Annotated in this window: 11 protein-coding genes; 7 read left to right on the top strand and 4 right to left on the bottom strand. The window is 55.0% G+C overall.

Going from position 1 to position 14605, the window contains the following annotated elements; translation table 11 throughout:
- Window positions 1-264 precede the first annotated feature (264 nt).
- Window positions 265-1575, top strand: coding sequence for an MFS transporter (locus ACR0LH_RS14255; RefSeq protein WP_170387160.1), 1311 nt, complete (start codon window positions 265-267; stop codon window positions 1573-1575).
- A gap of 205 nt (window positions 1576-1780) precedes the next feature.
- Here ACR0LH_RS14255 and ACR0LH_RS14250 read toward each other — a convergent pair whose 3' ends face one another.
- Window positions 1781-2332: a 2OG-Fe(II) oxygenase gene (locus ACR0LH_RS14250; RefSeq protein WP_170387162.1), complete on the bottom strand. Its 552-nt coding sequence runs from the start codon at window positions 2330-2332 to the stop codon at window positions 1781-1783.
- Between the two features lie 520 nt (window positions 2333-2852).
- On the opposite strand from ACR0LH_RS14250, the gene iadA reads away from it, so the two are divergent.
- The 6 genes from iadA (at window position 2853) to ACR0LH_RS14220 (ending at window position 11260) form a co-directional block, all read left to right on the top strand.
- The gene (iadA, locus tag ACR0LH_RS14245; RefSeq protein WP_170387164.1) at window positions 2853-4019 is read left to right on the top strand and encodes a beta-aspartyl-peptidase; all 1167 of its coding nucleotides are present in this window, start codon (window positions 2853-2855) and stop codon (window positions 4017-4019) included.
- Between the two features lie 55 nt (window positions 4020-4074).
- Window positions 4075-4965 (top strand): cyanophycinase, encoded by an 891-nt coding sequence (locus ACR0LH_RS14240; protein WP_170387166.1) that lies wholly within the window; start codon window positions 4075-4077, stop codon window positions 4963-4965.
- A gap of 20 nt (window positions 4966-4985) precedes the next feature.
- The gene (cphA, locus tag ACR0LH_RS14235; RefSeq protein WP_480721478.1) at window positions 4986-7787 is read left to right on the top strand and encodes a cyanophycin synthetase; all 2802 of its coding nucleotides are present in this window, start codon (window positions 4986-4988) and stop codon (window positions 7785-7787) included.
- 14 nt (window positions 7788-7801) lie between these two features.
- Window positions 7802-9538 (top strand): Mur ligase family protein, encoded by a 1737-nt coding sequence (locus ACR0LH_RS14230; RefSeq protein ID WP_480721476.1) that lies wholly within the window; start codon window positions 7802-7804, stop codon window positions 9536-9538.
- A 486-nt stretch (window positions 9539-10024) separates the two neighbouring features.
- Window positions 10025-10846, top strand: coding sequence for an ankyrin repeat domain-containing protein (locus ACR0LH_RS14225; protein WP_170623321.1), 822 nt, complete (start codon window positions 10025-10027; stop codon window positions 10844-10846).
- Between the two features lie 237 nt (window positions 10847-11083).
- Window positions 11084-11260 carry a hypothetical protein gene (locus ACR0LH_RS14220; protein ID WP_170586705.1) on the top strand — a complete coding sequence of 59 codons (177 nt, stop codon included), beginning with the start codon at window positions 11084-11086 and terminating at the stop codon, window positions 11258-11260.
- Window positions 11261-11747: 487 nt separating this feature from the next.
- Here ACR0LH_RS14220 and ACR0LH_RS14215 read toward each other — a convergent pair whose 3' ends face one another.
- The 3 genes from ACR0LH_RS14215 to ACR0LH_RS14205 all read right to left on the bottom strand — a co-directional run bounded on the left by ACR0LH_RS14215 (window position 11748) and on the right by ACR0LH_RS14205 (window position 14403).
- Entirely contained in the window at window positions 11748-12248 is a 501-nt protein-coding gene (locus ACR0LH_RS14215) for a VapE domain-containing protein (protein WP_480721475.1), read from the bottom strand.
- Window positions 12181-12762: a flavodoxin domain-containing protein gene (locus tag ACR0LH_RS14210; protein WP_480721474.1), complete on the bottom strand. Its 582-nt coding sequence runs from the start codon at window positions 12760-12762 to the stop codon at window positions 12181-12183. The genes ACR0LH_RS14215 and ACR0LH_RS14210 overlap by 68 nt, the downstream gene beginning before the upstream one ends.
- A gap of 336 nt (window positions 12763-13098) precedes the next feature.
- Entirely contained in the window at window positions 13099-14403 is a 1305-nt protein-coding gene (locus ACR0LH_RS14205) for a ferredoxin reductase family protein (RefSeq protein ID WP_170697088.1), read from the bottom strand.
- Window positions 14404-14605 lie beyond the last annotated feature (202 nt).

The raw sequence follows: 14605 nt of genomic DNA, 5'->3' as shown, positions 1-14605 counted from the left end.
GCGGTAGATTTTTCGGTCGAGCAATGATTTCCGGTTTGCGGCCATTCTACTGGGCCAATCCAGCCCGAGTTCAAGCTATCCTTTCGGTGTAATCAGCGTTGAAAATTGAACGCCAGCGAAGCGGGCTCCCAAAAAGAGAAAACGAAATTCCGTTTTTGAATTTTTTTAACTTGCACGATTAGCAAAAACGACATCGGGTCGCTGGCAGGAAAGATAAAATGAGGAAACAGGTTTGACTAGTTCCCAGTCCATTGAGCACTTCTCATGCACGAACGTCGAATACCAGAATGGCTTCGCCATGCGCCAGCACCCAGCGTGCGGGGATTCGCCATTCTGGCGGGAACGGAGGCGATTGCCAGGGGTATTTTGATCTCTGTCTTTCCGGTAGCGATGTACAACGCGCTGAAGGATGCGCGATTTGTATCCGAAATTTATTTCGCCATTGGCGCGGTATCACTCTTGATCGGTCTTCTGGTTCCCTACCTGATCCGGTTTGTCCCACGGAGATGGGTCTATGTGTTCGGCACTCTTTCGTACGTCGCGGGTGCGGTTGTGACGACCGTTGCGACCCCTGCTGCCGTTATTGCGGGGCTCGCACTCACGACTTTCGCCGTTGTGACGACATTTGTGTGCTTCAACGCCTATGTACTCGACCATGTTGCCAGGATTGAACTGGGACGTTTTGAGACATCGCGGCTTTTTTACAGTGCGCTGGGTTGGACGGCTGGGCCTGCACTTGGCGCGATATTGTACGAATGGTGGCGACCTGCGCCGTTCCTGATTGCAGCCGGTGCGGCGATTGTCATGCTGCTCATCTTTCTTGTTATGCGCCTCGGAAACGGCAGGCTCATCACCAGAAGCCAAAGCGCTCCCGCAAATCCGTTCGCCTATTTCGGGAGGTTTTTTGCGCAACCGCGATTGGTTGCCGGATGGGTATTCGCGGTCGTTCGTTCCTGTGGGTGGTGGATTTATGTCGTATACCTGCCCATCTATGCGGTTCAGAACGGGCTAGGCAGCCAGCTTGGAGGGATTGCTTTATCGATTTCCAATGCCGCCCTGTTTTGCACCCCACTGATGCTTCGTTTCATGCAGCGCAGTTCGGTACGCGCAGCAGTCAGAACCGGATTCCTCATGTCCGGGCTGCTGTTTCTTTTTGCTGGAGTTCCATTCGGAATCCCTGAAGTCACAATCGCATTCTTAATGATGGGCTCGATTTTCCTGATCTTGCTCGATGTTTCCGCTGGTTTGCCGTTCCTTCTCGCAGTCAAACCTTCCGAACGAACTGAGATGTCAGCAATATACGCGAGCTTTCGCGACGTTTCGGGTATTATTACACCTGGTGCCGCCTGGCTGGTTCTTCTCGCTGCACCGCTCTCTGGCGTGTTCGCTGCGGGTGGCGCAGGTTTGCTTTGGACGTGGGTTCTGGCTCGTAAGCTGCACCCCCGGTTGGGCCAGACACGCATATCTATCGAAAGTACTTCAAAGGAAGCTGGCAAAGTTGCTTCTGATATGGTGAGCCTGCCAAACTTAGTCCATGAGAAATCAGTCGCCAGTCGCTTACCGACTGATACATAATAGAAGCCAGCCATTGAGTGACCAAAGCAACTCAGGCGTCAGTACCGTGCAGCTTCTAGGATTTAGCAGAGACGTTGGACTACAAGAAATGCCATTTCAGCGAATGTGTTAAAGGCAAGCTTAACTCTTTCGACTCTGTTTCCTACACGAAAGGAACGGTTAGCCTTGTAGTCTCGGACTCTTAATCAAACGAGTACGGAAATCATCACCGAAACGTCGGGCCATGCGCCCAGACCGTCAACGAATACCGATCACCATTCTCAACCGGTGTCACCTGATGCAACAAGAAGCTGGGAAAGATGGTCGCGCTGCCCTGATGTCGGCTGGCCGTTACAGCATAAGCGCCCGGCATTATCTCCAAGTCTCCGCCGTCGTACATTCCGGGTTTGCTGAGTTGAACCACCAGCGACAGCTTTCTTTTTCGGGCAACAGGCCCGTCGCCGATATCGGAATGCCACGCAAAATGACCACCATCTGATGCTTTATAGCAGGCAATCTGCGGACTTTCGGCGAACTCGCTCAGATCAAAGCCAAACTTGTCGGTGTTGGAGCGACGGACAACATTGATCAGGCGTGACATCACCCAATCAGAGCCTTCGACGTCGTCCAGCCAGGTCACATCCGCTCTGCGCAGATTATGATCCTTGTTTTGCCCGACAAGCAGAGCCTCGTTCGCCGGGGCTTTTTGTGATGCAGCAACAATCTGCTCACATTCCCGCGCGGTAAATGCACCGGGAATCGAATGAACTTCCAGCATTCTGTACACCATTTTTGATTGGAACTGGATTTTGCCAAAACGCACAGATGGCGCTACGCTGTTTTCGACCTAAGAGGCTGAAAGCGACGTAATTTTTCTACAATCTCAATTGTTTTGGGTCCAGGAATCCGGATTTGGAATTCACCCTAGACGTTCTCGGATCCCAAACGGTATACGATGTGCGGCTATCGCCTGCTATTGGACCTTTCAGCGAGTTGCCGAGGTTTATTCCACGCTGGCTTAAGGTCATTGCGATGGCGCGTACCGTGATGGTCGCCCGGGAGAAAAGCGGACATTCGGCTGTTCCGCAGCATAAGACAGATTGGGCTCGGAGCAACCGTTCGCCGCAACCCTTAAACACGACTACTTCGCGGACAACCTTGCCATCCGCTTCATTTTTCTCATTGTCTGCTAGTGGCGTACGACCGACATCTACGCTTTCCCCGAAAAAGGGGATGGTTCTTCTGCTGCCATTTGGTGCAAAGAAGGACGTCTTCGCTCCTACTGACGGATTTGCAACGTGTTGAAGCTCATCAAGAATGCGCGCCTCTATTCACCTGAACCTGTTGGTTTGGGCCATATTCTCACTGCGGGTGAACGCATCATTTACCTCGGCAGCAATAAACCCGAATTGCCTGTCCAGCTTCAGGCAGAGATCATTGACGTCGAAGGCGCAGCGGTTGTTCCGGGTTTTATTGATGGGCATGCGCATATAACTGGCGGTGGCGGTGAAACCGGACCAGCCAGTCGGGTGCCGCCGCTTGTCCTGTCCTCTTTCACGCGTGCCGGTGTCACTTCAGTCGTTGGAGTATTGGGCACGGACGATCTGACCCGCAACACGCAGACGCTGGTGCAACAGGCCTATGGGTTGCGCGAAGAAGGACTTTCAGCCTGGTGTCACACCGGTGGCTATCACGTCCCACTGACCACCCTCACCGGTTCAGCCCGTGGAGACATTGTGTTCCTTGATCCGGTCATCGGTGTTGGGGAACTGGCGATCAGTGATCACCGGTCGAGCCAACCGACATTGGACGAGTTTCTGCGGATCGCAAGCGAAGCGCATGTCGCAGGCCTGATGACTGGCAAGGCGGGGATTGTGCATTGCCATATGGGAGATGGCGAGCGAGGGCTGTCAATGTTGGAACAAGCTATCGCGACCTGCGAAATCCCCGCACGCGTCTTCAATCCAACCCATGTCAATCGCAACAAACCACTCTTCGAACAGGCCGTGGCGCTAGCACGGCACGGATGTTACATCGACGCTACCGCATTCCCCTGCGGACATGTCGAGCCGGGCATCTCTGCTACTGAGGCCTACATTCAGTTTCGCGATTTGGGCGGTCACGCCGACCGGTTCACCATCAGCTCTGACGGTGGTGGCTGCCTGCCCGCCTTTGACCATGAAGGCAATCTGACACGGTTTGGTGTGGGTTTGTCGGACACTTTGCCGGACACGCTGCGCGAACTCACCAACAGAGGAGTACCAATGCCCGAAGCGCTGGCTCCGCTGACCTCAAATGTCGCCGACCTGCTGAAGCTGCACCAAAAAGGTCGTCTGAACGTGGGTATGGACGCTGATTTGGTCGTTCTTGACGAAAACACTGCCGTGCGGCATGTGATGGCCCGGGGGGAATGGCATGTACGCGACGGCCAGATAGCCCGACGCGGCATGTATGAACAGGTTTGAGCGTCCGCGCGGTCCCCGGTGGCTGCCCGCTATAGCACCGGAAGGTAGTTAAGATATGTGCCCTGCACCCGTTGATGCAGAAACCCCGCGCGGGTTCATCATTCCGATCGGCGGCGGTGAAGACCGCGTAAAGGAAATGCAGATTCACCGAAAGTTCGTAGAACTGTCCGGCGGTGCCGACGCTGATATCGTCGTAATCCCGACAGCCTCGATGCTGGAAGAAACCGGACCGGACTATAACCGCATCTTTTCCGAGCTTGGTGCAGGCAAGGTTGAATTCCTGCCTATCTCGCGCCGCGCCGATTGCGACAACCCGGATTACGCGGGGATGCTGGATCGTGCTACCGGAATTTTTATGACCGGTGGGAACCAGTTGCGCCTGTCAGCGATTCTTGGAGGCACGCTGGTCGCCCAGAAAATCCGGCGCCGAAACGCGGCAGGGGTGCCGGTTGCAGGAACATCGGCCGGTGCTTCGATCATGTCCGAGCATATGGTAGCAGGTGGCAGCAGCAACTCTGGTCCAGCCGAAGGTAACATCACGCTGGCTCCCGGTATGGGTCTGACCAACGCCGTCATCATTGATCAGCACTTCACCCAACGCAACCGCCTGGGTCGATTGCTAACCGCTTCATCTTTTAACCCTTTTCTAATCGGATTGGGCGTTGACGAAGACACGGCGGCCTTCATTGGGCCCGATAACGTCTTTGAAGTAATCGGCAGCGGAACGGTTACCGTGGTGGATGCCAGCCATTTGACCCATTCTTCGATGTGGGATGCCCGTCGCGGCGAAGCACTCAGCCTTCTTGGACTTCGGCTTGACGTTCTGGGTGAAGGGTGCCGTTATGATCTGACGGCTCGCCAGGCTTTTCCGCCAGATGAGCATATGGCGTTCTGCACATTGCCGGATCTGTCCGAGGATGAGGCCGCCAACGGGGGGAAACAATAAGCTAACCAACGGGGAGCCTCATGAAAGTAATCTCGACCAATATCTTTGTCGGCCCGAATGTCTGGGCAAGTTTTCCGGTCATTCGCCACGTCATTGATCTGGGCGTTCTGGAAGATTGGCCTTCGGCCAAAATTGGTTCCGAGTTTATTGATGCATTGACCCAGGCCCTTCCCGGTCTGGCGGAACATGGCTGTTCCTACCGCGAACCCGGTGGTTTCATCCGCCGATTGCGCGAAGATGAAGGCACTTGGCTTGGTCATGTTTTGGAACATTGTGCCATCGAAGTGCAGAACGTGGCCGGTTCGGATGTAACCTTTGGCCGCACGCGCGGCACAGGCGAACCCGGCCAATACAACATGGTTTACGAATACCGCCAGCGCGATGTTGGTCTGGACGCAGGCAAGCTTGCAATGCGGCTGCTGATGCATCTATTGCCGCAATCCCTCAAGGAACAGGTGGACTACGACTTCGACCCGGAATTCAACTGGGATGACGAGTTGCGTAGCTTTGTGCTGCGGGCGCAGCGCAAGGAGTTTGGTCCCTCAACCGGCTCATTGGTTAAGGCCGCGCAAGAGCGTGACATCCCTTGGATCAGGCTGAATTCTGGGTCACTGGTTCAGTTCGGGCACGGTAAATACCAGAAACGCATTCAGGCAACCATAACCTCTGAGACCAAGCATATCTCGGTCGAGATTTCCTGCGACAAGGAAGACACCCACAATCTGCTGAACGATCTGGGCCTGCCTGTGCCGCAGCAACGCATGATCTATTCCGCGCGTGAAGCCGTGCGCGCCGCCGCGCGGATCGGGCACCCGGTGGTGGTCAAACCGCTCGATGCCAATCATGGGCGTGGTGTTTCGATCAACCTGAACTCGGATGAAGAGGTCGAGGCAGGCTTTGCCGAAGCCAAGGAACATTCCCGCAGCCGCGCCATTCTGGTGGAAAGCTTCATCACCGGGTTCGATCACCGGATGCTGGTGGTGAACAACAAGCTGGTCGCTGTAGCCAAGCGCGTGCCGGGCCATGTGGTGGGCGATGGCACGCACACGATTGCCGAACTGGTCGATATCGTGAACGAGGATCCGCGCCGTGGCATCGGGCATGAAAAAGTGCTGACCATGCTGGAGATCGACAATCAGGCCAACCGCCTGATGGAAAATGCGGGCGTGACGGAAGAAACTGTGCTGCCTGACGGCGAGGTCTTCTATCTGCGATCAACCGCGAACCTGTCGACTGGCGGCACGGCCATAGATCTGACGGATGTGGTGCACCCTGACAACCGTGACATGGCCGAGCGTGCCATCATGGCCGTCGGGCTGGATGTGGGCGGCGTCGATTTCCTGATCGACGACATCACCAAATCCTACAAGGATATCGGCGGCGCGATTGTCGAGGTGAACGCCGCCCCTGGTTTCCGGATGCACGTGGCACCGTCCGAAGGTCAGCCGCGCGACGTGGCGGGCAAAGTGATCGACATGCTGTTTCCGGCCACCGAGGAAACCCGCATTCCCATCGCGGCAATCACCGGAACCAACGGCAAGACGACCACTTCAAGGATGCTGGGGCACATCATGAAAACCAGCGGCAAGACCGTTGGCATGACCTCGACCGATGGCGTTTATGTTGACGGCAAGCTGAGCGTGAAGGGCGACATGACGGGACCTAAGTCGGCACAGATCGTTCTGCGCGACCCGGCTGTCGATTTTGCGGTGATGGAAACCGCACGCGGCGGACTTGTGCGCTCGGGTCTGGGCTATCAGCGCTCGAACGTAGCGGCCTGCCTGAACGTCTCGGCAGATCATCTGGGTCTTGGCGGCATCAACACGGTTGAGGAACTGGCCGTTGTCAAACGCGTCGTGGTGGAAAGCGCCACCGACACGGCAGTTCTGAATGCCGATGACATCAACTGTTTGAAAATGGCCGACTATGCCGGTGCAGATCAGATCTTTTATGTCACCACCAATCCGGGGCACAGCCTGGTAAAGGAACATATCAAGGCAGGCGGCAAGGCAATTGTGCTTGAAAAGGGCATGAATGGTGACATGCTGACCATTTATGACAACGGTCTTCATATCCCGGTGCTGTGGTCGCATCTGATCCCGGCGGCATTGGAAGGCAAGGCCATTTTCAACGTCCAGAACGCGATGTTCGCCGCCGCGATGGCCTATAGTTTCGGAGTGGATCTGGACAATATCCGCCATGGGCTGCGCACCTTCGACACCAGCTATTTCCAGGCACCCGGGCGGATGAATGTCTATGACGAGCATCCCTTCAAGGTGATCCTCGACTATGGCCACAACCCTGCCGCGCTCAAGGCGATGGCGGCTCTGGCCGATCAGTTGGAGGTCAAGGGCCGAAGGCTGTGCGTTGTTGCGATGCCCGGCGACCGGCGCGATGAGGATATCATCGACGGGGCCGCCGCATTGGCCGGGCATTTTGATCATTTCATCTGCAAGGCAGATGACCGCCGCCGGGGCCGTGGACACGACGAAGTACCGCAAATGATGCGGCAGGCCCTGATCGACAACGGCGTCGATGATGCCGCGATCACAATCATCCCGGATGAGGTCGAAGCGGTGACTGCAGCGTTGGAACGGGCCGCACCGGGCGATCTGCTGGTGATTTTCGGTGATGACACAACGCGCTGCTGGAAGCAGATCATCTATTTCAACTCCGATAGCGAAGCGCCGGTCACAGAGGCTGCGCCGGTGGCAAGCCCCATCGACACCTCGTTCGAGGACATGTTCGAAAGCGACCAGAACCTGATCCGGGATGCGCGCGGCGTGCGCCTGGCCCGCGACATCAGCGAAGACGCGGATTAAGCGGGGGTACCGGAATGGACCGGATAGAAGAGCTTGAAAACGCGCTGACAATTGAAAGCGCGTACGCCGATCATGTCCGGGTAGACGATGCCCGACGCTTGACTGGGCCGGGACTGTTGTGGAACCGCCCCGGCGCGGTGATGGATGTGTTTTTCACCGATACCGGCACCGCGCAGGTCACTGCTTTGTGGGAAAAACACGCGCGCCGCGTGCTGGACGCACTTGGCTGGCAGGATCAGGACGTAACCCACCGCAGTTTCACCGGTGGCGTCAATCTGGCGATTTCAGCACCGATGGATCAGCTCTATTCCGCTATCTTCGCGGTGCAAACCGTCTGGCATTTCTGTGCTGCCGAACTGTTGACATCCGAGCCCGGCGATTTCGATCAGATGGTTGCGGATGTCAAAAGCGTTATGGAGAAAGAAGCCAATCCCGCGCTGATCGCCCTGATTGCGGCAGCAGAAGCGCATGGTGTGGATATCCTGTGCGATGATGACGAAGTGTCGATCGGGCACGGTACTGGCAGTCAGACCTGGCCGGTCGATGCGCTGCCTACCCCCGATGACTTGGACTGGTCGGCTCTGCACAATATCCCGGTGGCCTTCATAACCGGAACCAACGGCAAAACAACCACAACCCGTTTACTTGAGGCGATCGCGCGCGCTTCGGGCAAGGTTGCCGGGCTGACCTCGACCGAATTTGTGCGGGTGGGAGACGACATTCTCGACCGTGGCGATTATTCCGGCCCCGGCGGCGGGCGAATGCTGTTGCGTGACAAAAGGCTGGAGGTCGCCTGTCTGGAAGTCGCGCGCGGAGGAATCCTGCGCCGGGGGCTGCCGACCCGCGCGGCAACGGCAGCGGCGGTCACCAATGTGGCAAACGACCATCTGGGGCAATACGGGGTCAACACGGTGCCGGAACTGGCTCAGGCCAAATTCGCCGTGCATCGCACGCTGGCCGAGGGTGGCGTGCTGGCACTGTATGCCGATGACTTGTATGTCCGCGCAGAAGCGGAAAATACATCCGCAAATATCTGGTGGTTCTCGCTGGATGCGCAGAACAACCTTGTCCGTCAGGCGCGTGATGCGGGCAAGTGCTGCGCCTATGTGCAGGAGGGAGATATCGTCTTTTTCGACGGTGCGGTCGAACAGGTAGTCATTGCAGTTTCCGATGTTCCCCTGACCATGGGCGGCGCTGCGAAATACAATATCCTGAACGCGCTGGCGGCCCTGTGCCTTGCCTTGGCACTGGACTTGCCCGTTCAGGGGGCTCGGGATGGGTTGGCCGGGTTCAAACCCGACGCCAAGGACAACCCCGGACGCTGCAACGAGTTTAGTTACAATAATGCGCGTGTTTTTGTGGATTTTGCGCATAACCCGCATTCGATTTCGGCCGTTTGCGATGCGCTGTCAAGCCTACCGGCGAAACGGCGTTACATTATGCTCAGCCATGCTGGCGATCGGTCGGATCAGGATATTCGGGACGTTACCGCGACGGCGTTAAATTTCCAGCCCGACGTGGTCGTCGCAGCCGAACTGGAAGGGTATTTAAGAGGTCGCGAATTGGGAGAAATCCCGGACCTGATCAAAAAATCCGCCTTAGAACAGGGATATGACGCGCAACAAGTCCTGAGAGCATCTTCGCCCTCTCTAGCTGCCTCGATGATATTGGAAAAGCTGGAACCGGGTGATCTTGCCTTGCTGTTGGTTCTGTCCGAACGCGACGCCGTGCTCGCGATGCTCGACGGATAAACAGAGCCGGGTGCCGGTGTCACGCAGTTGTAGCTAGCACACGGCGATGTAAGCGCGCGCAAATGCAAACAGGCAGGGAAGTATGCACCAAAAATGTTGCACCTTCGACCTGAGACCGATCGGAGGCGGACTACGGTGCAGAACCCGCCAAGTGATCGTTGCGCAGTATCCGGTACTTTGGGCTCAGTGGAGACTTTGAGTGAATTCCACTCAACGACCGCAGTGCGGAAAATGCTGTCGTTCTGTGCGAAGCAGCAGGCCCTCGAAATTGACTCCGAGCCGACATCCATAAATTGACTCAATTGCTGCGGATGCAGCCCGCTTAGCCATCATGCGTTGCGATGGTGGTAATACTTCTTTTGCGAGCGACCACAAAGCTGACGAACTGGCGCGAACGTCGCACAGGAACCCATTTCTTCCGTAGAATTTGGTACAACGACTCAATCTGCTTATGATTGGCTTAAGCCGTTGAATTCGGAGGCGCATATGTTTCGACTAATTATAGTTACTCTGTCGCTGTTCATCTTTCCGTTTGAGAAGGCATTGGCGGAAATCATCCATCTTCACGCCAAACGTGGAAATATTGAGGGCGTTCTCGCGGAGCTAGAAAAGGGTGTGCCGCTCGAACTTCGCAGTACGAACATGACAAGTGCACCGGGCGTTACACCGCTTTTTGTTGCGGCAAAATTCGGCCATACTGAGTTGGTTGAACTTCTTCTTGAGCGAGGTGCCGATCCCACAATTTTTTTCTATCAGGGAAATGATATTTATACGGTTGGAACCGCTCTCCACCATGCGGCCGGGTATGGTCATATCGAAGTAGTAAAAGTGCTCATTGAGGCTGGGGCGGATCCAGCCAGCTATGAACCATATATCTCAACTCCTTTGCATCAGGCGCTGAGAGCGGGGCACATAGAAATCGCCGAGGTGCTCATCGAAGCGGGAGCGCCACAGCGAGTAGAGAGCCAACCGATTGCCGATAAGTTGCAAGGTGCCAATGTTTCAAATGGAGAGTTTCTAGCCAAGGGGTGCGAAGTCTGCCACGGCAAACCTTCGTCGACGGGGATAACAGGTGATAATGGGCCCAACTTTTGGGGAGTATTCGAACGACCCACTGCGTCCGATCCCGAGTTTTCTTATTCAAGTTATTTGCGCGAATTAGGTTTGGTGTGGGATGCAGATACACTGAATAGCTATCTCGCTAGCCCATATCAGTTTGTACCCGGGACGACCAAAGTGATGCTCGGAATTGAAAATGAAAAAGATCGCGTGGATATCATTGCATATCTCGCAACATTGAAAGATTGAGCTGAATTCGGATGGCGACCAGTTTGTCCCGCTTTGCTGGGAGATGACAAAGTGTAGCGAACGTCTGCATTTCACCCACTCCGAAAATTGTTTGCCATGAAGCATCGGTCACATTGGGCTCAGTGTCGTCATCTGACGGTTTTAGTCGGATGACGGCTTTACCCCGGACTGCGGACATCACTGCGTTGATTCCAAAGGCGACAACTTCGTGTTTCAAGGGTGTCAGGAGGATAGTCCATGTCGCATCTATTCTGGCCGGACCAAGAGCTTCTCAACCGCATCAAGCATATGTTCCTAAAGCCACGGGGGGTTGCTCGTGGAGACGACCGAAAGCTTCTCAGCGGCGTCATCCATGTAATTCGCAATGGCTTGCGTTGGTGGGACGCTCCATCCGACTATGAGTCCAGAGCCTAGGAAGCAATCCTAGGGTTGGATCTTTGATTGCTAGCTGGCACGAGTTGCTGGAACAATCTACGAAGATCGAAATAGGTCTGTTATCGCTGGATGCCCCAAAAACTACGGAAAGCCGGGGCTCCGCGCACCCCCCAGGGGCGGCTTTCTTCTCGGAGGGACCCAAGCGAGGTTTCTCCTTAGGTCATAGCCCCCCCATAAGCACCTTTCCCGCCTACATCGCCACTGCTTGCCACCCACATGGGGGAGCCTCCCCTGCAGGAGGGGCCACGGGAATCGACAACCCGGGGAGTGTAGCCTTCGTGACCCTGTGACCCGTAGATCGCAAATCTCTCCGTGGTACTCTCAACAACCTTTTCAGACCCTCTCGGGATCACTCCCAATCAACCTTCCTAATATTAGGGGTCACAAGGGTCACAATAGTGTAACAGCATGATATAAAATAGGATTGCGTGACTCCTCCAGCGGTGTATGAGGGGCGCGGCAGGGGTCACAACAGTTCATTTGCCCCTCGCATCCAGACTTTCCCGCTCCGCGTGTGGATCTTTTCGAAGCCCATTGATTTTAAGATGACCCCAACCCGCTTGGAATTTGCCATGGTTTGGTTTACCGGCTTCAGCTCCAAAGCATCGCTGAAAACTTCCCCCATGCGGATCACGCAGCGGTCGACGCGGTCATCATCTACGTACCGCTGGATCTTTTCTACCCAAGGGTCGATCTCTCGGGCTACGTCCTGCACCGGGCGGGCGTGTGCGACCTCGAACTCCCGATCCATCCACCATGGTTCGCCGCCCTTGAAGGCGGCCACAGCTTCGGCAAAAAGCTGATCGCGCTCAGTTCGCAGCTGCGGAATATCGATCAACCCTGGAACCTTAATTGGCCAGAAGCGCCGGCCCCCTGTGGGGTCGCGCAGGAACTCATCATCATTGGACGTCCCGATAAAGATGCACGTGCGTGGAACGTTTGTATATTGCCCGATCCTTTTCGCCAAGGAACTCTATCACAATTGACGTTAGTTCATCCCAGTCTGTAAACTCCCTTGCCCCTTCTCGTGGATCGATTTTTCGACCGAGCAAGACGACGTGCTTAAGAATCTCCCTCTCAAAATACCCGTAGTTTTCGGGCCTCACCGCGCCTGCGATCAAAGCCGTCGCATTTGGTTCAAAACCTGTTCGAAGAAGCATTTCGTCAAGATAGTCGCGTGCTTCTTCTCGACCTGACGCAAAAGCAGCTTTTAAACCGACGGAAAGCAAGAGGGACTTTCGCTTCATTAGGGCGCCTCTATTTGAAGCGATAAATGCCTCGAATGAAATGGGGTGCCTACGCTCGTGGACAGGGGCAAGAAGAATAACCTTGACCACATCGTCAAGCGAAACGTGGCTGGGCTTTTTATCGGTATTGATCAGCTTTGCGTCGAAACCGGCGTTCTTCGCGAGATCGGTGATGAAGCGCGCAATCTTTGCTGTTTGGCCTTCGACCGTGGCGAAGGCGATGAGTAAAGTCATTCCGATCCTCCCAAAAATCGGCCTGAATAGATTGCTTATTATGAATAAGTGACGTGCGTTGCCCTTGATCTCCATCAAAGGCGTTTCATAGGGGCATATCTGGATCGTTGCGGTATGCTCATGCTGTCCACGCGGAGCATGTCTTTAAAGAAGTTCGTGACGGCATCCATCTCTAAGAAAACCTGCCTTTTCGGCCGGCAGCCTTGAAGCTAGCCAACCCCTGGCGGTCTAGCTTTCTACCTTAAGCAAAAGGCCAAGACAGCGACGAAGATTGAAATACTGATCAACCACACTGCGAGTTTCACTTGTTGGCGCGCGGGCAGGTTTCTGAGCAGTCTAATCATAGTCAAACCTTTCAGACAAAATCCGGTGTGACGCGGTGCCCCGCTCAATCAGATGATCTTCGACCGTGTCCATCATGGCAGGGGGGCCGCAGAGAACAAAAAGCCAGCTTTCAAATTGTTCAGAAGACAAATTGCGGTCCAACAGATGACCGTCGATCAAGCCTGTCTCTCCGGACCAATCCTCTGGTGGCTCGGATAGAACAAATACTGTTTCTTCTTTGGACAACTCCTGGCGAAAAGCAATCTGCTCCTCCACCCGGTTGCCATAGATAAGCTTGAGATCGTACTGTGTTCCACTCAACCGTACCTGACGCACAATGCTCAACATGGGCGCGATCCCGACACCACCTGCGATCAGAACAATGCCTTTCTCAGTTCGGTGGATGATCGATAGATTTCCGTGCGGGGCATCCAGATAGGCCGTGGTTTGCGGAGCGATCTGTCCGAGGCCGCATGTGAAATCCCCAAGCTCCTTTATCATGAATGAAACTTCGGGGCCTTCGGCTGGTGCCGAAGTAATCGAGAATGGGTTCTCATGCAGTGAAAAAACACTGTGGCCGACGTTTAGCCAAGCAAATTGCCCTGCTTCGAAGTTTAGTCCGTTGTGACCATCTGGCACGACGCGCAACTCCCATTGCTTCGGTGTTAGTCGAGACACAGACGTGACGCGCCACGGTCTCTTCCTCCTACGTAAAGGGCGAACGAGATAGACATACAGCAAAGTTCCAACTGCAATACTGGTTAAGGCAAGCCAGAGATAGGTTAGTAGCGGATGCCCACCGTAGCGCCCAGCATAGACCGTGTGATGCAACAGCAGGCATGCGATCACCAAGGCTCCCAGCCCGTGTAAGAGGCGCCATGTTTCGTACTTGTAATCAAGGGATTTGCGGGCAATTGCCGAGGCGACCAAAATGAACAGCAATAAATATGCGCCGATGCCCGATACCAGCACAGAAAATTCGGTCGAAATCGTAAGTTGGTTTGTTTCATCCCACGGACGGCGTCCGCCCGAAGGCGTGCCCTGATACAACAGCGGGTGTATCAGCGCAAAGCCGAGTGCTGTACGCGCCATCAACTGATGCGCTCGCATGGTTACATCCATACCCAGACCGGAAGAGATGAACCTGAACCGCCCAGACAGCAGGAACTCGACTAGGATTATTGAAAAAGCAAGCATTCCAAGCCCGGACGCGAGCTCTTGATGAAATGATCTTGTTGGCCATCCCAGAGACCAAGAAAAACCCAAGGGAGCCAAGATCAGCAAAACGTAAATCAGCGCCAGATAAGGCCATTTCATACGGTTTTGCTCCACTGCGCTAAAGGTAGGCAACTCGGGCTCATTCAAAATAAACGCTAAGCTGACCTAGGATTCCGATCAAGACTACTAAAAATGGTGCTAACTCCACCACGACATGGCAAGCTTGGTGGGCGATGTTTCCCGTTTCTGTTCGTTCAACCGGTGCGTGCGATCTGGCGAAGGATGAGGTTGCATGCTTGCG

This window comes from Ruegeria sp. CL6 (genome assembly GCF_056536465.1).
This window is presented reverse-complemented; position numbering and strand designations above follow the sequence as displayed.